The 21,924-nt window shown below is 44.8% G+C and carries 17 protein-coding genes and 1 rRNA gene (1 of these 18 cut by a window edge); 4 read left to right on the forward strand and 14 right to left on the reverse strand.

What is annotated here, in order from left to right:
- The 13 genes from IGJ42_RS15225 to pth all read right to left on the reverse strand — a co-directional run.
- A 16S ribosomal RNA gene (locus IGJ42_RS15225) occupies positions 1-1,465 on the reverse strand (it extends 95 nt beyond the left edge of the window).
- Positions 1,466-2,127: 662 nt separating this feature from the next.
- Positions 2,128-3,621 (reverse strand): lysine--tRNA ligase, encoded by a 1,494-nt coding sequence (gene lysS / locus IGJ42_RS15230; protein ID WP_005230758.1) that lies wholly within the window; start codon positions 3,619-3,621, stop codon positions 2,128-2,130.
- 96 nt (positions 3,622-3,717) lie between these two features.
- Positions 3,718-4,731, reverse strand: a complete 1,014-nt coding sequence (gene dusB, locus IGJ42_RS15235; RefSeq protein WP_005233357.1) for a tRNA dihydrouridine synthase DusB — start codon at positions 4,729-4,731, stop codon at positions 3,718-3,720.
- Positions 4,732-5,613, reverse strand: coding sequence for an Hsp33 family molecular chaperone HslO (gene hslO / locus IGJ42_RS15240; RefSeq protein ID WP_005233356.1), 882 nt, complete (start codon positions 5,611-5,613; stop codon positions 4,732-4,734).
- Between the two features lie 142 nt (positions 5,614-5,755).
- Complete coding sequence (ftsH, locus tag IGJ42_RS15245) at positions 5,756-7,864, reverse strand: ATP-dependent zinc metalloprotease FtsH (protein ID WP_005233354.1); 2,109 nt, start codon at positions 7,862-7,864, stop codon at positions 5,756-5,758.
- Positions 7,865-7,937: 73 nt separating this feature from the next.
- Positions 7,938-8,483 (reverse strand): hypoxanthine phosphoribosyltransferase, encoded by a 546-nt coding sequence (gene hpt, locus IGJ42_RS15250; RefSeq protein WP_005230750.1) that lies wholly within the window; start codon positions 8,481-8,483, stop codon positions 7,938-7,940.
- A 19-nt stretch (positions 8,484-8,502) separates the two neighbouring features.
- Complete coding sequence (gene tilS / locus IGJ42_RS15255; protein WP_008380147.1) at positions 8,503-9,903, reverse strand: tRNA lysidine(34) synthetase TilS; 1,401 nt, start codon at positions 9,901-9,903, stop codon at positions 8,503-8,505.
- Positions 9,904-10,003: 100 nt separating this feature from the next.
- Entirely contained in the window at positions 10,004-10,447 is a 444-nt protein-coding gene (locus IGJ42_RS15260) for a S1 domain-containing RNA-binding protein (protein ID WP_005233352.1), read from the reverse strand.
- A gap of 74 nt (positions 10,448-10,521) precedes the next feature.
- Positions 10,522-10,968 carry an FtsB family cell division protein gene (locus tag IGJ42_RS15265; RefSeq protein WP_005233351.1) on the reverse strand — a complete coding sequence of 149 codons (447 nt, stop codon included), beginning with the start codon at positions 10,966-10,968 and terminating at the stop codon, positions 10,522-10,524.
- Between the two features lie 83 nt (positions 10,969-11,051).
- The gene (locus IGJ42_RS15270; protein ID WP_005230745.1) at positions 11,052-11,318 is read right to left on the reverse strand and encodes an RNA-binding S4 domain-containing protein; all 267 of its coding nucleotides are present in this window, start codon (positions 11,316-11,318) and stop codon (positions 11,052-11,054) included.
- Positions 11,305-12,936: a putative polysaccharide biosynthesis protein gene (locus IGJ42_RS15275; protein WP_008380151.1), complete on the reverse strand. Its 1,632-nt coding sequence runs from the start codon at positions 12,934-12,936 to the stop codon at positions 11,305-11,307. The genes IGJ42_RS15270 and IGJ42_RS15275 overlap by 14 nt, the downstream gene beginning before the upstream one ends.
- Before the next feature lie 15 nt (positions 12,937-12,951).
- On the reverse strand, positions 12,952-16,470 hold the full coding sequence (gene mfd / locus IGJ42_RS15280) for a transcription-repair coupling factor (RefSeq protein ID WP_016620327.1): 3,519 nt from the start codon (positions 16,468-16,470) through the stop codon (positions 12,952-12,954).
- 11 nt (positions 16,471-16,481) lie between these two features.
- Positions 16,482-17,042, reverse strand: coding sequence for an aminoacyl-tRNA hydrolase (gene pth, locus IGJ42_RS15285; protein WP_008380153.1), 561 nt, complete (start codon positions 17,040-17,042; stop codon positions 16,482-16,484).
- A 355-nt stretch (positions 17,043-17,397) separates the two neighbouring features.
- Between pth and IGJ42_RS15290 the strand changes: the two genes are divergently transcribed.
- From IGJ42_RS15290 to IGJ42_RS15300, 3 genes are all read left to right on the forward strand, one after another.
- Positions 17,398-18,381 carry an L-lactate dehydrogenase gene (locus IGJ42_RS15290; protein WP_005230720.1) on the forward strand — a complete coding sequence of 328 codons (984 nt, stop codon included), beginning with the start codon at positions 17,398-17,400 and terminating at the stop codon, positions 18,379-18,381.
- A 269-nt stretch (positions 18,382-18,650) separates the two neighbouring features.
- Complete coding sequence (locus IGJ42_RS15295; protein ID WP_430615786.1) at positions 18,651-20,048, forward strand: L,D-transpeptidase family protein; 1,398 nt, start codon at positions 18,651-18,653, stop codon at positions 20,046-20,048.
- 152 nt (positions 20,049-20,200) lie between these two features.
- Positions 20,201-20,500, forward strand: a complete 300-nt coding sequence (locus IGJ42_RS15300; protein WP_005233340.1) for a hypothetical protein — start codon at positions 20,201-20,203, stop codon at positions 20,498-20,500.
- A gap of 64 nt (positions 20,501-20,564) precedes the next feature.
- Here the strand turns inward: IGJ42_RS15300 and IGJ42_RS15305 are convergent, their stop codons facing one another.
- Positions 20,565-20,933 carry a winged helix-turn-helix transcriptional regulator gene (locus IGJ42_RS15305; RefSeq protein WP_005233339.1) on the reverse strand — a complete coding sequence of 123 codons (369 nt, stop codon included), beginning with the start codon at positions 20,931-20,933 and terminating at the stop codon, positions 20,565-20,567.
- Positions 20,934-21,030: 97 nt separating this feature from the next.
- Here IGJ42_RS15305 and IGJ42_RS15310 point away from each other — a divergent pair, with 97 nt between their 5' ends.
- Positions 21,031-21,909, forward strand: coding sequence for an aldo/keto reductase (locus IGJ42_RS15310; RefSeq protein ID WP_016611992.1), 879 nt, complete (start codon positions 21,031-21,033; stop codon positions 21,907-21,909).
- Positions 21,910-21,924 lie beyond the last annotated feature (15 nt).

Consider the following 21,924-nt stretch of genomic DNA (forward strand, 5'->3'; position numbering starts at 1 on the left):
GTTACCTCACCGACTTCGGGTGTTACAAACTCTCGTGGTGTGACGGGCGGTGTGTACAAGGCCCGGGAACGTATTCACCGCGGCGTGCTGATCCGCGATTACTAGCGATTCCGGCTTCATGTAGGCGAGTTGCAGCCTACAATCCGAACTGAGAGAAGCTTTAAGAGATTAGCTTAGCCTCGCGACTTCGCAACTCGTTGTACTTCCCATTGTAGCACGTGTGTAGCCCAGGTCATAAGGGGCATGATGATTTGACGTCATCCCCACCTTCCTCCGGTTTGTCACCGGCAGTCTCGCTAGAGTGCCCAACTAAATGATGGCAACTAACAATAAGGGTTGCGCTCGTTGCGGGACTTAACCCAACATCTCACGACACGAGCTGACGACAACCATGCACCACCTGTCACTTTGCCCCCGAAGGGGAAGCTCTATCTCTAGAGTGGTCAAAGGATGTCAAGACCTGGTAAGGTTCTTCGCGTTGCTTCGAATTAAACCACATGCTCCACCGCTTGTGCGGGCCCCCGTCAATTCCTTTGAGTTTCAACCTTGCGGTCGTACTCCCCAGGCGGAGTGCTTAATGCGTTTGCTGCAGCACTGAAGGGCGGAAACCCTCCAACACTTAGCACTCATCGTTTACGGCGTGGACTACCAGGGTATCTAATCCTGTTCGCTCCCCACGCTTTCGAGCCTCAGCGTCAGTTACAGACCAGAGAGCCGCCTTCGCCACTGGTGTTCCTCCATATATCTACGCATTTCACCGCTACACATGGAATTCCACTCTCCTCTTCTGCACTCAAGTCTCCCAGTTTCCAATGACCCTCCCCGGTTGAGCCGGGGGCTTTCACATCAGACTTAAGAAACCGCCTGCGCTCGCTTTACGCCCAATAAATCCGGACAACGCTTGCCACCTACGTATTACCGCGGCTGCTGGCACGTAGTTAGCCGTGGCTTTCTGGTTAGATACCGTCAAGGGATGAACATTTTACTCTCATCCTTGTTCTTCTCTAACAACAGAGTTTTACGATCCGAAAACCTTCTTCACTCACGCGGCGTTGCTCGGTCAGACTTTCGTCCATTGCCGAAGATTCCCTACTGCTGCCTCCCGTAGGAGTCTGGGCCGTGTCTCAGTCCCAGTGTGGCCGATCACCCTCTCAGGTCGGCTATGCATCGTTGCCTTGGTGAGCCGTTACCTCACCAACTAGCTAATGCACCGCGGGTCCATCCATCAGTGACGCAAAAGCGCCTTTCAACTTTCTTCCATGCGGAAAATAGTGTTATACGGTATTAGCACCTGTTTCCAAGTGTTATCCCCTTCTGATGGGCAGGTTACCCACGTGTTACTCACCCGTTCGCCACTCTTTTTCTTTCGGTGGAGCAAGCTCCGGTGAAAGAAAAAGCGTTCGACTTGCATGTATTAGGCACGCCGCCAGCGTTCGTCCTGAGCCAGGATCAAACTCTCATAATGATTTGTTTGAATGACCATACGGTCATTAAGCTCATAAAAATTAACTTTGCTAGCTATTGCTTGCATGTATTTGTTTCAATAAATTGAAACGTCCTACACATTGGTTCGTTTGCTTGCTTTGTTCAGTTTTCAAAGGTCTACAGTGCTGTGTTAGCAACTTTTATATCATATCAGAGCGACAATTGATTGTCAACTCTTTTTTAAAAGTTTTTTTCGCTCGTTGTTTTTCAACTTCGCAGCGGCTGTCTCAGCGACTTCATTAGAATAACAAATGATTCGTTATTTGTCAACAACTTTTTTTAATTAATTTTGTTGATGTATCAACGTCGATTAACTATTTTAAAATTGCGACTTCGTTATAATATCATCTGTCGAGCTGTGCGTCAACCACTTTTTTCAATTCTTTTTACGAATTCATTTCAGTCATTTGGCACATGTAATAATATACCAACTAAATCCCTTGCGGTCAATCATTTTCTATGGCTTTTTTTAATTTTTACAAACCCGTCTAATCACATTGAATCCAGCTTTTATCGTTCGCATTTAATCCGTTTTCTAGCAATTACCTTGGCTTTTTCCCCTCTAATTCCTCACTGTTTTTCTCCCTGATCCAGCAGACAAGAAAAAAAGCCGCCCATCTCTTGCGAGTGGACGGAGCTTTTTTATCTCATTGTCGGGAATAATAAAACGTCACGAATCGATTGTGCATCGGTCAACAGCATCACTAAGCGGTCGATCCCGATCCCTAATCCACCAGTTGGCGGCATACCGTATTCAAGTGCTTCTAAGAAATCTTCATCCACCCCATGGGCTTCATCATTTCCTGCTTCGCGCTCTTTTTCTTGTCCTTCAAAACGTTCTCTTTGATCGATTGGGTCATTCAATTCCGTGAAGGCATTCGCAAATTCACGACCAACGATAAATAATTCAAAGCGATCCGTAAAGCGTTCATCTTCTGGATTCTTTTTCGCTAATGGCGAAACTTCCACTGGATGACCAAAGACAAAGGTTGGCTGCTGTAACGTTTCTTCAACAAATGTCTCAAAGAATTCATTGATGATATGGCCAACAGTCATGGCATCAGTGATTTCAACATGATGTTCTTTCGCTAAACTACGCGCTTCTTCAACGGACATTGGTTGCCAGAAATCAACACCTGTTTGATTTTTGATTGCATCGACCATATGGATTCGTGCAAAGTCGCTAGCTAAATCGACTTCTTGTCCATCGTATTGGATCGTTGCTGTATGCAAGACTTTTTCAGCAGCATTACGGATAATGCCTTCTGTCAAATCCATCACATCTTTGAAATCTGTATATGCTGTATACGCTTCTAGCATCGTAAACTCGGGATTATGGGTCGTATCGATTCCTTCATTTCGGAAAACGCGGCCGATCTCATAGACTTTTTCCATGCCACCCACGATCAATCGTTTCAAGTGAAGCTCAAGTGCGATTCGTAAATACAGATCCATGTCTAAGGCATTGTGGTGTGTAATGAAGGGACGAGCCGCTGCACCACCTGCTTGATTATGCAATACTGGCGTTTCGACTTCGATATATCCATGTCCGTCAAGGTAACGACGAATTTCGCTAATGATTTGGCTTCGTTTCATGAAACGATCAAAGCTCTCTTTATTACTGATCAAATCCAAGTAACGTTGACGGTAGCGTTGTTCTACGTTCGTCAAGCCATGGTATTTGTCTGGCAATGGACGCAATGCTTTGGATAAGATCACGATTTCTTTGGCTTTGATGGTCACTTCGCCAGTGTCGGTCTTCATGATTTCACCAGATACACCAAAGAAATCACCTAGATCTGCATGCTTGAATACTTCGTAAGGTTCGTCCCCGACTTGGTCTTTACGTACATATATTTGAATACGGCCTTCGCGGTCTTGTAAATGCGCAAAACCAGCCTTCCCTTTTCCACGTTTTGTAACGATTCTTCCTGCAATGCTTGCTGAAAGATTCATTTCGGCTAATTCTTCTTTGGTTCTTTGATCAAATAACTCATGTAACTCGGCAGAATTATGGGTGCGTTCGAATCGCTTGCCAAAAGGATCAATGCCTTCTTCCCGTAGTTTTTCCATCTTTTCACGGCGAACCAACATTTGATCATTCAATTCTTCTTGTGTTTGTCGTTCCTCTGTCACGAGTTTTCCTCCATTCTTAACTTGGGTTTCCTTCTTATAATGCCAATGATGACGCAAAAAATCAAGCCGAACTTTCGAATCGACTTGATTTGTTTCTTATTCCTTAAAAGTTGCTACCGGCTGTTTTTCGGTCTTCTCTACAAATGCATCTAATAAATCAAAAATCGTTTGCTTATCTTCTGCTTGATTGATAGCTGCCTTCACTTTGGCTGCCCGTGAAATACCTTTTAAGTAGTACGCAGCATGTTGGCGGAATTCTCGCGAAGCGATTTTTTCCCCTTTTAGATCAGCCAACCGTTCTAAATGAAGTTTCGCTGTCGAAATTTTTTCTCGTGGTGTTGGTTCCGGCAACAACTCGCCTGTCTCCAAGTATTGCTTGGTGCGGTGAATCATCCACGGATTGCCTAAGGCTGCCCGTCCGATCATCACTGCATCAGCGCCGACTTCTTCCAACATTCGTTTCGCATCTTCAGGGGTTCTGACATCGCCGTTGCCCATAAAGGGAATGGTGATACTTTGCTTCACTTGTTTTAAAACGTCCCAATCAGCCGATCCTTCATACATCTGTACACGGGTTCTGCCATGCATACCGATTGCTGCAGCACCCGCTGCTTCCGCGGCTTGGGCATTCTCAACCGCAAAGACGTGCTGCTCATCCCAACCGATCCGCATTTTGACGGTAACGGGCTTGTCGATCGCACTGGAAACAGCATGGACCATTTCATAAACCTTGTCGGGATCTAAAAGCCACTTCGCACCAGCTTCTGCTTTGATGATTTTGTTTACAGGACACCCCATATTAATATCAATGATATCGGCAGTTGTGTTCTCTGCGACAAATTGCGCTGCTTCTACTAAGGATGCTTTATTCCCACCAAAAATCTGAATACTAAGAGGATGCTCGGTCTCGTCAATAAACAGCATCTCAAGGGTCTTCTTGTTACGCAGTTGAATCCCTCGATCACTGATCATCTCACAGACGACTAAACCCGCGCCAAATTCTTTGACTGTCACACGAAACGCAGAATTGGTGATCCCCGCCATTGGCGCAACGACGACGCGGTTAGGAATCTCAACCGAGCCGATCTGCCATGTCTGTCTATCTTTCACTTACGCTTCCGCCTCTTTCTTCAACGCCGCCAATTCCGTTTCATCAAAATGATACTTGTTGCCACAAAACGAGCAGACTGCCTCTGCCCCATGATCTTCATCGATCATCGCTTGGATCTCCTCAGCCCCTAAGGTGATGATCGCTGTCGCAAATTTTTCTTTCGTACAATCACAGTGGAACTGGACGGGCATTTTTTCTAGTACTTCGATCGTCGTGTCTGGTAACAATGTCGCTAAGACCTCTTCTGGTGATTGGCCTTCATCGATCAAGGTTGACACTCGGGGCAATTCTCCCAAACGTTTTTCGATGGCATCAATGATCTCTTCACTGGCACCAGGCATGATCTGTAGCATAAATCCACCGGCTGCCCGAATCGAATCATCGGTTTCTACTAATACACTCAGACCAACAGCAGAAGGAATCTGTTCTGACACTGCTAAATAATAAGTAAAGTCTTCCCCAAGTTCCCCAGAGACGATCGGTGTTTGTCCAGAGAAAGGTTCTTTTAGCCCTAAGTCTTTGATTACGGTAAAAATTCCTTGGTCTCCCACTGCGCCCCGAACATCCAATTTTCCTTGAGGATTCAATGGCAGACTGATCTGTGGATTTTTTATGTATCCTTTTACGTCCCCACGGCCATTGCTGTCTACGACGATTGCCCCAGCAGGACCATTTCCTTGAATTTTGACGGTCAATTTGTCTTCCCCTTTTAAGGTACTGCCTAATAACAAACTTCCCACCATCGCTCGCCCTAAAGCAGCAGATGCCGTATTCCATGTTTCATGGCGTCGTTGTGCTTCGGCGATCGTCTCTGTTGCCGATACGGCGTATGCTCGGACGAAGCCGTCATATGCGAGTGCTTTTACTAAATAATCCTTCATCTTGATTCTCCTTTTTATTCATTAATGAATCATACTAGGAAGCGCCGCTTTTTTCAACTGAATGTGTTTGAATTTAAGAAAAGTCTTCTTAAATAGAAACAAAAAGGCGCCGAGTTTCCTCGGCGCCTTGATACGTCTTGTTTTAGGCGTTATCATCTTTGTTTTCTTGATCAGTCGGTTGGCTTTCGCTATTGCGGCGAACGTCTTCCAATTGTTGATCAAAATCGTTTGATGATGCATCTTCGCTGTGTTTTTCTGCAGCTTGCTTCTCTGCATCTTTTTCTTCCAGCGCACGTTTCGCTTCTTCAAACGTTTGGGCTTTTTCACTAGGATACTCAGAGCTTTCAGTCCCTGCAGGCATTTTGCCTTCTTCAAACAAGGATTTGATTGCTTTAGCATCCAATGTTTCATGTTCAAGTAGTTTTTCAGCGATCAATTTGTGTTGGGCACGATGTTCTTCAATGATTTCATGGGCTTTTTGATGGGCATCCATTAAAATCTTGCGAACTTCTTGATCAATTTCAAAGGCAACTTGTTCAGAGTATGCTTTTGTTTGACCGTAATCGCGACCGACAAAGACTTGATGGTTTCCTTCATATTGAACTGGACCTAATTTATCGCTCATTCCATATTCTGTCACCATGCTTCTTGCAAGCGCAGTTGCTTGTTCAAAGTCATTGGAAGCCCCCGTTGATTGCACACCGAAGATGATTTCTTCAGCCGTACGTCCACCTAGCAAGCCAACGATTTGTTCAAACATATCTTCTTTAGTCATCAAGAATTGATCTTCTTTCGGCAAGGCGATCATGTACCCACCAGCTCGCCCCCGAGGAATGATGGTTACTTTGTGTACCACACGGGCACGACTCAAGACTAAACCAACAATGGTATGTCCTGCTTCATGGTAAGCAACCATTTCACGTTCGCGTTTGTTGATGACACGGTCTTTCTTCGCAGGACCAGCGATCACGCGGTCTTCTGCTTCATCGATATCTGAAGCATCGATTTTTTTCTTGTTACGACGAGCAGCAACTAAGGCGGCTTCGTTCAAGACGTTTTCCAGATCCGCACCGGCAAAGCCCGGTGTTTGTTGGGCAACGACTTTCAAATCAACATCATCTGATAAAGGTTTGTTCCGAGCATGAACACGGAGGATTGCTTCACGGCCTTTCACGTCTGGACGACCAACTAAAATCTGACGGTCAAAACGACCTGGACGCAGCAACGCTGGATCTAGAACATCCGAACGGTTCGTTGCGGCAATGACGATCACGCCTTCATTCCCATCAAAACCATCCATCTCAACCAATAATTGGTTCAATGTTTGTTCCCGCTCATCATGTCCGCCACCCATACCGGCACCACGTTGGCGACCGACGGCATCGATTTCATCGATAAAGATGATGGCTGGTGCATTTTTCTTCGCTGTTTCAAATAAGTCACGTACCCGGCTTGCACCGACACCGACAAACATTTCAACGAAATCTGAACCAGAGATCGAGTAAAACGGTACGCCAGCTTCACCGGCAACGGCTTTGGCTAGCAACGTTTTCCCGGTTCCCGGAGGTCCCTCAAGTAAGACACCTGCTGGGATACGGGCACCTAATTCAACGAAGCGTCGAGGATCTTTCAAGAATTCCACGACTTCGACAAGTTCTTGTTTTTCTTCTTCTGCACCGGCTACGTCTGAAAAACGTACGCGGTTGGCTTTTTTGTCCGCTTCTTTGGCTTTTGATTTGCCAAAGTTCATCACACGGCCGCCACCGCCACCGCCGCCGCCTTGTTGGCTCATCATCATATAGAAGAAGAAAATGATGATCACAAGTGGTAAGAAGCTAACCAAAAGCGATAACCAAATACCACTGTTGGATTCTTCTTCGATGGTAGTTTTGACCCCTTGTGCTGAGGCCAGACTGGTGACTTCGCTCAGCGTAGAATCATTTGGTAAAATGATCGTTGAAAAGCGGGTCGAACTCGCCTGTGTATTGCCTAAAACAGACAAGCTGTTGTCATTGCTGACAGTTTGTTCTTCATTGTATTCACCCACGATTCGATAAACACCGTTAGCGGGTTGGACAGTAAATTGTTTGACCTTCCCGTCTTTCAGTTGTTCTGTAAACGTGGAGTACTCGATCGTTGGGGTCTGCTGATTGCCATTTCCAAAAATGAAATAAACGACCATGACCATCGCCAACAAGACAAGTACATAATATAAGGTATTTTTTACCATACCGTTATTTTTCTTATTCATGCGTACCTCCCTGGCTATTTTGTTTTATCAATCCTGACCATTTAATTGTATCACAATTGATTTAGAACAGTCACTAATTTGACTGATAAACACTAGGTTTTAAGACGCCAACGTAAGGTAAGTTTCGATATTGCTCTGCATAGTCCAGTCCATATCCAACAACAAACTCATTTGGCACATCGAAGCCGACGTAATCAGCATCGATCTCAACAACACGGCCTTCCGGCTTATCTAATAACGTCACGATTTTCACTGATTTCGCTTTACGGTATTTGAATAGATCTACCAGATAAGCCAACGTGCGACCGCTGTCAATGATGTCTTCAACGATCAAAAGATCGCGGCCCTCAACATTTGTATCTAAATCTTTAATGATTTTGACTTCTCCAGATGAAATCATGGCATTGCCATAACTTGAGACATCCATGAAGTCTAACTCCAAGTAACAATCCATCTCACGAACGATGTCTGCCATGAAAGGAACGGCACCTTTCAGTACACCTACGACTAGAGGATTTTTATCCGCATAAGCCGCCGTTAATTCTTGACCAAGTTCCACACAACGATTTTTGATTTCGTCACGGGAAATCAAAATTTTCTCAATATCTTTATCTAGCATAAAGTTCTCCTTCCAACTCTTACTTCTGATATTTATAAAGAAGTATGTAGTGTATTTTATCAGTTTCTGGCGTAATACTCAAATAGGAAAATGCATGAGGTAGTAAGGCAATCACCTGTTTATCAAGGTTTGTGACGACCCAACTTTTTTCTCGCTCTTCATTAGGAATTTTTGAATCGATAAAAAAACGACTGATCTTTTTGGTCAGGCCACGTGCCAAGCGGATTCGGTCTCCTGGCTGACGCTTACGTACGATCAGCTCAGAGGAATAGTTTAGCGGTAAATCTTGGGAAAACTCTGACCAATTTGTGATTTTTTTGGGAATATGCTGTTCATTTATCGGAAAATACCCAATCCATTCCTTTTCAGAAAGATAGATCCCTTCTCCTAAAACCAGACGCTGACTGACTTCTGTCAACGGCGCTGCAGGCTTTTGGGGAACAGCAATGGGTTCCAATAGTAATTGGTCATAACTGCGCCGCAGCTGCCACTGTTTGTGCAACGCCAATTGCCATTGCCCTTTCTTTTCGTCTAGCAAACGCAATAGCTGTGGCAGCTGTTTTTGATTGAGTGGATGCTTTGTAAAAGCTTCTGCTTGTTGCAAAAACCCCGCATAGAAAAAATAGCGCTGCGCCGGCGAAAACGTCGGCAGCTGTTGCAGATCGATCACTAAGCGAGTAGCTTGCTGTTGAACGAACGCAGACAACCATTGCTGCTGCTCTTGCTGGATCAACTGATTGGCGAACTGCATTTCTACAGAAAGCTGTTGAAAATGCGGCAACAGTTGCGGATTTTCCGCTTTTAATGCCGGCACTACTTGCTGGCGTAGTCGGTTTCGCAAATACAGCGGTTCGTGATTGCTTTCGTCTTCAAAGTAGGGAATCTGCTGTACTTGCGCATAGTCGTAAATCGCTGTCTTACTGACACTAAGCAACGGCCGCAACAGGATTCCAGCGTGAAAAGGCTGCTGCTGCTGCATCCCGCCAGCCGATTGCAAGCGGCCTTCTCGCATCATCTTCATCAGCATCGTTTCTACTTGGTCATCACTGTGGTGAGCAGTCAGCAAAACATCATAGCCTTCTCGGGACATGACATCGGCAAAAAACGTATAGCGAAAGTCCCGAGCGCTAGCTTCTATGCCAGTTTCTGGCGGATTTTCCCAGCACCGCTCATAAAAAGGAATGCCGCGTTCTTGGCAGTACTGCCGTAAAAAAGCAGCTTCCTCAGCAGATGCTGGACGCAATTGATGGTTTACATGTGCCACACCAAAGACCTGCTCTTTTTGCATTTCGGGAAACAACTGACAAAAGACCTGCAGCAAGACCATGGAGTCGACTCCCGTCGATACCGCCAGCAAAAAGCGGCGTTTTTTTTCAGGATCGATGGCAGTGAGTTGCCCTCGAACGGTTTGAATGACCATCATTTGCCCTCCTTCTCATTTGGTAGACCCACAAGAAAGAAAGCTGAAACAAAACGAACCAACAGTTTTGTTTCAGCTTTTTCCAACTTGCTATTCATGTTTAGTTACGGCGTCCGCCGCGGCCACCGCGTTTTCCTTCTGTATTTCGACGTAATGATGAAAGACGATCATCACTATCTTTTAGAAAAGAACTCATCAATGAATCGAAGTCTTGTTTATTTACATTCGTAGTTTGATTGCGTGAAAAAGATTTTTTCGGATTTGGTCGATTGAATTCTTTTTTAGGGTATTCACGTTTTTCTTCCGGCTTATCTTCTGCTTTGCGGATCGATAGTCCAATTTTTCCATCGTTGCCGATTGCCGTAACAAGTACTGTCACTTCATCCCCAACAGACAACACGTCGTGAATGTCTTTGACGAATCCGTTTGATACTTCACTGATATGCACCAAACCAGTTTTCCCTTCACCAAGATCAATGAACGCACCAAAATTTGTAATACCAGACACTTTGCCCTTTAGTTTCGCTCCAACTTCGATTGACATATAAAAAATGTTCCTCCTAATTTTTACCCATTTAAAATAATTCAAACTACTGCGCTGAGTAGGTATGACATTGCTTAATCTTGTGACTCTGTGGATGATGATTCTTGTTCGCTTTGCGCAGAACGCTCATTAGTGTTTTGAGAATCCGTTCCATCTGGCAAGACAGGATAAATTTTTTCGCCATCTTTTGAGTAGAAGAATCGGCTGCGGGCCAATTTTGCCACATACTCATCGTCTTGCAATAAGGCAACATCTCGCTCCAATGAAGCCACTTTTTGTTCAGCTTCTTTTTGTTCGGCGACTGTTTCCGCCTTGTATTCCTTTAGTTTTTGCAGGCGCATTTGGTCGTTAAACATCTGAATCCCCACGACTGCAAATATCGCTAATGCCGCCACGAAAAACGCCACCAGCCGACGTCGGCGAAACACGACTTGCCGCCGCTCTTTTTCAAACTTGGCAAATTGCTCTTTCGCATAATCGGTCTGCAATAGTTCTATTTTTTTATTTGATTCTTTTGCCACCTGAACTCGCTCCCGTCGCTGTCTTTGTTTTTTACATTATACCAACATCCGCAAAGCTTGTCTAACTGAAAATGCCGTAAAAATCAAGCATTTTCTGAGATTCTTTCCTCTGAAACAATCTCATACATTTTTGCAGCGTCTTCTTTTTTCGTCGATTCATGCAATTCATTGACTTTTACTTCCAAGACCTTATTCCCGAACTGAATACGCATAGTATCGCCTACTTTGACGTCACTGCTTGACTTGGCTAATTTGCCGTTGATCTGAATGCGTCCCTTGTCTGCCACTTCTTTGGCCACAGAGCGACGCTTGATGATGCGGGAGATTTTAAGAAATTTATCTAATCTCATGTTTTTCACCTCTTCTTAATAGTTTCTTTCCAAATGGAACTAACAGCCATTCGCGAATCGTTAACAATTTGATTTTGATCGCTGCCCCGATAAAGGCTGCGCCTCCCAAACCGACACCGCCTAGGCAAAAAATCAGCGCCTGTAGTCGATGGGTCAAAGGACCGTTCAATAAGATCGCAACGAAGCTATAATATAAGAATAGCACGCTTGCCATGATCCCTAAACAAAGAAATAATTTTTTTCCATAATTTCCTTCATACCAAAAGCGATTGATGCTACTTTGTGCTCGACGCTGTTCGGAAACCACAAAACAGCATAAGGTCGCGCCTAACCCCAACAGCGTACTGATACTTGCTCCTGCAGTCCCATAAGAAGCGGTCAGCGGCCACATCGATAGACATTTGACTAAAAGACCAATTCCCGCAGCGAGCAAGCCGAAGGTATAGGTATTGCGACTTTGTTGAATGCTTTGATAGGCTTGGATCGTCGCCATCAGAGCGATGGAAAAGACAAACAATACCAGCGCCGCATTGCCAGATCCGTCTTTAAATAAAGCAAAGTTGATATAAGGCAGCAAAATCGCTAACCCTACCGCAGAAGCCGAAGCAATCCCGATCGTTAGGCGCAAATACATTTTTGCCGACTTTTCAAACAGCTGCTGATTTTTTACCGTCAAATACTTGGTCAACGTTGGCAAAAACGTCGAGCTTAACGCCATCGCCACCACAAGACCTAGTTGGACGAGGGGTTGTCCGCGATCATAGATCCCTTTCGAAATCCGGGCTGCTTGTGCCGTCAATCCCCCCGCTTCTAGCGCATTGGTCAATAAAAACGAATCCGCTAACTGGAACAAGATCAAATAGCCGCTATAAATCGTCAACAGACCGCCTTCTAAGAAGAACCGTTTTTTCAACGAGGCGGATAAACCAGCGGTATTTTCTCCTGTACGGGTGACTGGTTTATGCCATAGCGATAGGCGTTTGCCGTTGATTTGTCGGCTATAATAACTTAAAATCCACCACGCCGCAAGGCCCCCGACTAAGGCACCCATCATGGCGACAGTCCCCGTTTGATAAATCGTCCAGCCCAATTGCTGGAAAGCTGCCGCAGCACCTAAAATCACACCAACTCTAAGCAGCTGCTCTACAACTTGAGACACTGCGGTTGGCACCATTTGTAGATTTCCTTGAAACATTCCTCGATAAAAGGTCAAGGGTGGGACAAACAAAAAGGTAAAGGAAACGACTCGAATCAAGCCTGCCAGTTGATGGTCCCCCATCACTTGCGCGATTGGACCGGCAAATAAAAAGGTCACAGCCCATAAGCCAATCGCCGACCAAAGCACATAAGACGTCAACGCTTGCAGCCGCTCCTTGCTTTTCAAAGGATCAGGTTCTTCAGCAACAATGCGGGAGATAAACTGCGGCAAACCTGACAACGCCAAAGTCATTGCCAATCCATAAATCGGATAGACCTGTTGATACACATAAAACCCTTCGTCGCCTACCAGGTTCTGAAAAGGGACCCGATAAACGGCACTTAAGATTTTTGCGATAAAGGAAGCGATCGTTAAAATAAACGCCCCTTCCATCGTACGCTTCAATTGTGATTTCGGCATCCCTCTGGTTCCTTTCTAGCCTTGGCTGGCGTATTTTTGTTCCCGTAACGCTTTGACAAAATCTTGGATTTCTAATAGCCAGGTGCTTTCTTTCATCACTGGCGGAATCTGTAATTTGATGGTCATTTGCTCATGATCGACACCCATCGTGGCTTTTAATTTAGTGGCTTTCAATGCTTCAAACAGCTGCTCCACCGAATAATTTTTCGTGCCGACTTTACTCAAAGTAAACGACACGGTTTGTTGCTGCTTGCGGATAGTTTCTAACAAGGCACGATCGCCGTTCATTTTGATCTCGCCCACCGTTAAGAGGTGCGCCACTTCTACAGGGTATTCTCCGAAACGGTCTAATAAATCATCTTGAAGTTCATCAACTGCTTCTTGTGATTCCAGCTCACGAATTCGTTTATAGATCTCGATTTTTTGCCGTTCGTCTTCAATATACGAAGTCGGTAAGTAGGCATCGATCCCCAGATCGATCTCAACGGTCGTTTTTTCTGTTTGGGTATTTTTCCCTTGTTTACGAGTGACTGCTTCCGACAGCATTTGTGAGTACATGTCAAACCCGACTGCATCGATAAAGCCGTGCTGTTGCGCCCCCAATAGATTTCCTGCCCCACGAATCGAAAGATCTCGCATCGCGATTTTGAATCCTGAACCTAACTCCGTAAAGTCCTTAATGGCTTGCAGACGTTTTTCACTGACTTCGTTCAACACTTTTTGCTGTTCATACATGAAATACGCATAAGCGACTCGATTGCTCCGACCGACACGGCCACGCAACTGATACAACGTCGAAAGCCCCATGTAATCGGCATTTTCCACAAACAACGTATTGGCATTGGGAATATCCACACCGGTTTCAATGATCGTCGTCGTCACCAACACATCGTATTGCCCTTCAATAAAGTCAAACAGGGTATTTTCCAATTGGATCTCGGTCATTTGCCCGTGGGCATAAGCGATTCGTGCATCTGGCACTAACGCCTGCAGTTCTTCGACTTTTCGCTCGATCGTATCGACACGATTATAAAGATAAAACACTTGGCCCCCGCGTGCCATCTCCCGTTGGATCGCTTCTCGCACCGCTCCTGGATTCATCTCCATCACATAGGTTTGGATCGGGTAACGATTTTCCGGTGGTGTTTCGATCACAGATAGGTCCCGCACGCCCAGCATCGACATATGCAATGTTCTTGGGATCGGCGTTGCCGTCAACGTCAACACATCGACTTGCGAACGCAGTTGTTTCAAGCGCTCTTTGTGTTTGACCCCAAAACGTTGTTCTTCATCGATCACCAACAAGCCCAAATCAGCAAACTCGACATCTTTTGACAATAATCGGTGGGTCCCCACCAAAATATCGACTTGCCCTTTGCGCACTTGCTCGATTGTTTCATTCTGCTGTTTTTTCGTCCGAAAACGACTCAGCACCCCAACATTGACGGGGAATCCTTCAAAACGATCGACCATCGTTTCATAGTGCTGCTGCGCCAAGATCGTTGTCGGCACTAAGAAAGCCACTTGTTTGCTTTCTTTGATCGCTTTAAAAGCAGCCCGCAGCGCCACTTCTGTTTTCCCAAAACCGACATCTCCAACTAACAAACGGTCCATCGGCTTTTCTTTTTCCATATCCCGCTTAATCTCTGCCGTACTGCGCAGCTGATCATCGGTTTCCGAATAAGGAAAGGCATCTTCAAATTCTTTTTGATAGGCATCGTCTGGTTGAAAGGCATAGCCTTTTTCTGATTCGCGTTTGGCATACAATAAAATCAAATCATCTGCGATGTCTTCAATTTTAGCCGTCACTTTGCGCTTGGTCTTCGCCCACTCACTGCCGCCTAATTTATTGATTTTTGGTGTTTTCGATTCGGAAGCCACATATTTTTGAATCAAATTCAATTGGGTGACTGGAATAAAGAGCTTGTCTTCGTTTTGGTACAAGATCGTCATGTAATCTTGATGGACGCCATCGACTTCTAAGGTTTCCATGCCGATGTACTTCCCGATCCCATGATTCGCATGGACGACATAATCGCCGGCTTTTAACTCATTGTAGCTTTTGAGCCGTTCCGCATTGGTGACATTTTGCCGGCGGGCTCTTTTTTTGTTCATCTTTTGGAAAATTTCTTTTTCTGTAACCACCACTAGCTTGTCTTGCGGCATTTCAAAGCCGCTTTGCAAACGTTCCACCACGATTTGGGTGCGTCCCGTAAACAGGCGGTCTTGTTGCGTCTGCACGGCATAGATATCATGATCTCGCAGATCTTGCTCTAACTTCTTGGCCCGTTCTTGGTCACTGACCAGAAAAATCACCGTTTGCTGTTGCTTCTCCCAGCGATCGATCTCAACTTTCAAGAGACCCATTTGGCTGAAAAACTGCTGCATCGGCCGGTATTGGAATTGATGGATCGCTTGGAAGCGAATGTTCCCCATTCCTTTTTGGAATAAAGAAAAGAAGCTGGTCACAAAGGTTTCTTTTTGCAGCAGTTGATGGACATCGATCCCGAATTGCTGTTCAGAAAAGACCCGCAGCTCCGCTAATTTTTGGGTATGCCACTCCGCTTCTTCCCGTTCGATCTCACGATTGGTCTCCATGATCCGAGCATAATCATCGATCATCAAAAAGGCGTCTTCAGAAAAATAATCTAAGACACTCGTTTGCTGACGATAAAGCAAATCCGTGTAATAACGGGCACTTTCACCGGGAATCCCCGCTTGCCATTGGGAGGCCAATTGGCCGAAATAGTCTTCTAAAAACGCGCGATCAGTTACTTCTTTGGTGACCGCCAACCGTTTGTTCAATAATTCTTGTAGCTGCTTTTGCCCCGCCGCTAAATCTTCCGCTGAGAAAACCAATTCGGTAGTCGGTAAAATAGCCACTTGCTGCAGCGTTTCCACTGAGCGTTGCGTTTCCACGTTGAAAGAACGCATCGAGTCGATTTCTACATCGAATAACTCGATCCGTACGGGGTATTCGGCATTTAATGGATAAATATCGAGGATGCTCCCACGAATACTGAATTCGCCGGGTTTGCCAATCATTGACTGCCGTTCGTAACCCATCAAGATCAATTGTTGCGGCAAACGCTCTAAATCGATCTCATCGCCGATTTGCCATTGGAATTGGTTGGCTAACCAGGTTTTCTTCTCAGGTAAATACTTTCGCAAAGCCGCTACCGGCAACACATAGATCCCGGTTTTCCCTTGAGAAACAGCATTCAGCGCTGCCACTCGTTCTTCTCGTGCTTCTGGTGAAGAAAAAGCCATTTCGGCTGACAACACTTCGTCCACTGGGAAAACATAGACATCATCCGTCACGTTGCGCAGATCTTCGGCTAGTTGATTCGTATAATACAGATTTGGTGTCACCACGATCACTTGTTTTTGAAATGCCTGATACACACCGGTGATCGCCAATGTTTTTGCCGATCCAGCTAGACCGGTCAATAATTGCCGGGGGGCCTGTTCACGTAAACCTGCATGCCAAGCCGCCACTGTCGGCACTTTATTTATTAATTCAATTAAATCCATCTCGGCCCTCCTTAGTTAAATCGATTCATTGTGGCAAGAAAGTCGCCGTTGGTCAAGTAATCACTACTTGCCTCGACTGCCTTATCAATACTTTGTAAAACGATGGGCAGATCGTCTTTTGCAAAAGGACTCAGTACATGATTGACCACGGTTTGTCCTGGACGTGGCCGATCGATCCCGATTTTGATGCGGTCAAAGACTGTCGAGTCCAAATGCGCGATCAAACTCTTGATTCCATTGTGTCCCCCCGCACTGCCTTTTTGGCGCAAGCGGATTTTCCCTAATGCTAAATCAAGGTCATCATAGACCACTACTAATTCTTCTTGATAGATGCCAAAATAGGTCATCAACGGACCTACCGAACGACCGGATTCATTCATGAAGGTTTGCGGTTTGACCAAAAGGATTTTTTCACCCTTCAAGAAAAACTCTGCCACTTCTGCTTCAAAAGCCGACTTTTTAAAGGTTGCTTGGTACTTTTGTGCCAAGGCATCCACTACCATAAAGCCAACATTGTGTTTGGTTTTCTCATATTTTTTGCCGGGATTTCCCAAGCCTACAATCATTTTCATTTTTCGATTACGCTCCATTATTTCTAGTTTCAAGCTGATTCTTCATCTATTTTATCGGTTTTCTTATCCAAACACAAAATACTGGGCACACAAATGCGCCCAGTTCTTTTGCTGAAATAATTATAACACGAAATGGACTGTTATGGTGGCGTCCTCTTGCTCAGTTTTTATCTTTCTTAACGAATCTTAATAAAACGTTGATATATCCTCTTTTTGACGTAATAACAAAGAAAGCATTTACAACTGAAACAGCGATATTTTGTGTAATATTGTTGTGCAAATCACATGACAAATATACTTGAAAATGGTAGGATGATAGCGAGTAAAACAATTATGCGGAAGGAATGATACACAGATGACTGCAAAAACGAACAAAAAAGATCACCAAAAGGTAATTCTTGTTGGAGACGGTGCGGTTGGTTCTAGTTACGCGTTTGCGCTGGTGACCCAAAACATTGCGCAAGAAGTCGGAATCATTGATATAAATACAGCAAAAACAGAAGGCGACGCAATTGATTTGTCCCATGCCTTGGCCTTTACTTCCCCTAAAAAAATCTATGCCGCTTCTTATGAAGATGCACATGATGCTGATTTAGTCGTTATTACAGCTGGTGCGCCTCAAAAACCAGGTGAAACCCGCTTAGATTTGGTTCATAAAAACTTGAAAATCAACCGGGAAGTAGTTACCCAAATCGTTGATTCAGGGTTCAACGGAATCTTCTTAGTAGCAGCGAACCCAGTCGATATTTTGACTTACTCGACTTGGAAATTCTCAGGCTTCCCGAAAGAACGCGTCATCGGTTCAGGTACTTCTTTAGACTCTGCACGTTTCCGTCAAGCTTTGGCTGAATTAGTCGATGTTGATGCCCGTAACGTCCATGCCTATATCTTAGGCGAACACGGGGATTCAGAATTCCCTGTTTGGTCTCATGCCAACGTAGCCGGCTTGCAAATCTATGAATGGGTCAAAAACAACCCAGATATCGATGAAGAAGCAATGGTCAACATTTTCTTCAGCGTTCGTGATGCAGCCTACACCATTATCGAGAAAAAAGGTGCGACTTTCTATGGGATCGCGGTAGCCTTAGCACGGATCACTCGTGCGATCTTAGACGATGAAAATGCTGTTTTACCATTGTCTGTGTACATGAACGGCGAATACGGCTTAAACGACTTGTACATCGGTGCGCCTGCAGTTATCAACGCCCAAGGGATTCAAAAAGTGATTGAGATCCCATTGACGGATGGTGAAAAAGACCGGATGGCCGCTTCTGCAAAACAATTAAAAGATATTCTTGATGAAGCTTTTGCGAAACTAGATGCAGAAGACAATCAATAATTTCTTTCACTTCGTTTAGCTAGTCAACTATGCCACTGAACGAACCTTACAGCTCACTCTTTTTCAGAACAATTTGATCAAGATGATTTGCTGCGGTTCGTTCAGTTTTTTTATGCAAAGAAATGCTTTTCTACAGCTTAGCTAAAGATAGTTTAAGAATTTTCTATTTTTCATGGAAGTTTCATTTGCCATATTCGCTTTCTTGGGGGAATATGGTATGATTTAAGCGTTATTATCTATTATGCCATTAGAAAAAAAGGAGTAGTTGAATGACTCGTTCAAACAAACATACTGACGCCAAGAACAATACCAAGAAAATTGTTCTAATCGTTGTGGCTGCTATATTAGTAGTGATCGCTGGCGGCTATACCTACCGAAGTACATATTATGCAAACCGTTTTTTACCAAAGACTGAAATCGATGGGATCGACATCAGCAACAAAACTGTTGCCGAGGCCAATGCCCTGCTGCATGACCGCTACTCGCAAGAAGATTTCACCATCAAAGAAGGCGATAGCGAATGGAAGACAATCAACCTTGCTCAATTTGGGTTACAAACGGATTTCACCAATGAGCTGCAATCATTAAAAGATGAACAGAACCAGTGGAGTTGGGGAATGGCTTATGTTTCCGCTGCAGAAGAAAAAACACTGGACAATCTCTCGGTGGATCAAGATACGCTAAACAGCGAAACGGACACGATCCAAAAGGAACTAGAAACTTTAAATGAGGATCGTACCAAGTCAGCCGATGCAACATTGGAAAAAGGCGAAGACGGCTTTTCTATCAAACCAGAAGTTGACGGCGATGCCATTGATGTGGACAAAGCAGTAGCAGACTTACAAGAAGCCATCGTCAGTGGCGAAAAGGAATTAAATCTCGTCGATTACGTCACAAAACCAAGTGTGACCGCTGATGATCCTGATCTAACCAAAGAAATGGATTCGTTGAATAAAATCGCCAAAGTAACCGGCAATTATACGATCAACGGAAACACGTTTCAAATTCCAAGAGAATCGATCATGGATTGGCTCTCTTACAAAGATGGCAACACCACGATCGACGAAGACAAAGTAAGAAGCTATGTCGCTTCTATCGGAGAGCAATACAACACCAGCACCAATTCTTCGCCCTTCAAGAGTACCAAACAAGGCGAAGTAACGGTTCCAGCCGGCACCCTCAGCTGGACGATCCAAACCGATGCGGAAACAGAAGCATTGATTGAGGCGTTAAAAGCCGGCGAAGACTTCACGCGCACACCGATCGCTCAAGGAAGCACCGATGCTGGCAGCCCGTTATTTGGCAACACGTATATCGAAGTTGATCTGAAAAACCAACACATGTGGTATTACAAAGATGGCGAGCTGGTGCTAGATACGAAAATTATCTCTGGAAAACCAGCCACACCAACGCCAACTGGTGTCTTCTATGTCTGGAACAAAGAAGAAGATGCAACCTTGACCGGTGAAGATTATGCGTCCCCTGTTGATTACTGGATGCCGATCGATTGGACCGGTGTCGGAATCCATGATTCTGATTGGCAAACGGAATACGGTGGTGATCTTTGGAAAACCCGCGGCTCTCACGGCTGTATCAATACTCCGCCAGGCGTGATGAAAGAATTGTACAGTAAAGCCGAAGTCGGGACACCCGTGATCGTGATTTAATGGAAAAAAGAGTCAAACCTTTTTATAGATGAACCAAAAGCCGCAAAAAAATTCTTTTGCGGCTTTTTTGTTGTTTCCAAATGTTCCTGTTTACAAAGCGCCATTTAATTAATATACTTAATTAAGCATATTAATTAAAAAGGAGAATCACTTTGGAAAAAGTTGTCTTTATTGATCGTTCTACTTTAGCTGGAAGTCTGATTAAAATTTTCGCCCGCAACATCCAAATGCTGTCCGAGGATCAAATCAGCGTGACTGTTGTGACACCAGAACGTCTGATGAATTATCGTTTTTCGCAAGAAAAAATCGTTTTGGTCGATCCTTTGCTTTCTTTAACAGATCCGATGATCAAGCAGGCCATCCCGCCGCGAATCAAGCGCCTGTCATTTCCCATCAATCATTACAGCGGCATGAATGCTGAAGCCATTCTAGAATTGATCCAACAAGCATAGCCTAAAAAAGGCCGACGGAAACCAATGGTTTCTGCCGGCCTTTTCTCATGCCACTTGCCCTCTGCTAGACAATCGCCTCTTCTTGTTCTAACAAAGTAACTTGTTCTCCTTTGTCTTGTAGCGCAGCGACGTGCATCGTGCCCCACTGGCAAAGGGTATCCAATAAGCCGCCTAACGTTTCTCCATATTCACTCAAGGAATACTCAACTTTGGGTGGTACTTGATTATAGGATTTGCGGGTAACGATATCAGACTCTTCTAGTTCCCGCAATTGCTGCGTCAACATTTTTTGACTGATGCCAGGAATTTTTCGCCGTAAATCACTAGGACGCAATGCCCCATGGCGTAAATTACAAAGAATGATTGGTTTCCATTTCCCGCCGATGACATCCATCGTTGCTTCTACACCGATATTATAAATTTTTTCTTCCATTTTTTTCACCTCATCAAGTCTGTAAACACACAAATGTTACCAAAAGGTGTGTATCAAACAAAAAAGTACGTACTATACAACCTTACCTCCTCATTATATGATGATTACAGAAAAAAATAAAGGAGATGTTTTTATGATCGAAAAATTATCGGATACCGTTACACTGAACAACGGCAGCAAAATCCCCGGTTTGGGGTTAGGTGTCTTTCAAATCCCTGAAGCTGAAACAGCAGAGGTCGTGAAACAGGCCATTATCAATGGGTATCGCCTGATTGATACGGCGGCTATTTACGGCAACGAAACAGGAACAGGGGAAGGAATCAAACAAGGCTTACAAGAAACGGGGTTGGCTCGTGAAGAACTCTTTGTCACTTCCAAACTTTGGAACGATCATTTAACTTATGATGAAACGATCCATGCTTTCAATGAAAGTTTGGCCCGCTTAAACCTCGAGTATCTCGACTTGTACTTGATCCATTGGCCGGGAAACCAGGCATTTCAAGAGTCATGGCGCGCCTTGGAAGACTTGTATGCCGCTGGAAAAATCAAAGCAATCGGGGTCAGCAACTTCCAGATTCATCACTTGGAGCAACTATTGGCCGCTGCTAAGGTCGTTCCTGTCGTCAATCAGATCGAACTGCATCCCAAACTTACGCAGCAAGACCTGCGGGACTTTTGTGCTGAAAAGGGGATTGCGATCCAAGCTTGGTCACCTTTGATGCAAGGCAAACTGCTGAAAGAGGAAACCGTCTTGGCGATCGCCGATGCACAGCAAAAATCAGCGGCACAAGTGCTTTTACGCTGGGCTATCCAACAAGGAATCTTAGTCAATGTCAAATCGACACACCCTGAGCGAATGCGCGCCAATGCAGCGATTTTTGATTTCCATTTATCAGAAGATGAAATGGCTCGCTTGAACGCATTAAATGAGGACCTGCGAGTGGGTCCAGATCCAGACACATTCGATTTTCATTAACCAAACGATATACTA

This window comes from Enterococcus sp. DIV1067f, assembly GCF_050543505.1.
Classification (GTDB): Bacteria; Bacillota; Bacilli; order Lactobacillales; family Enterococcaceae; genus Enterococcus_D; species Enterococcus_D entomosocium.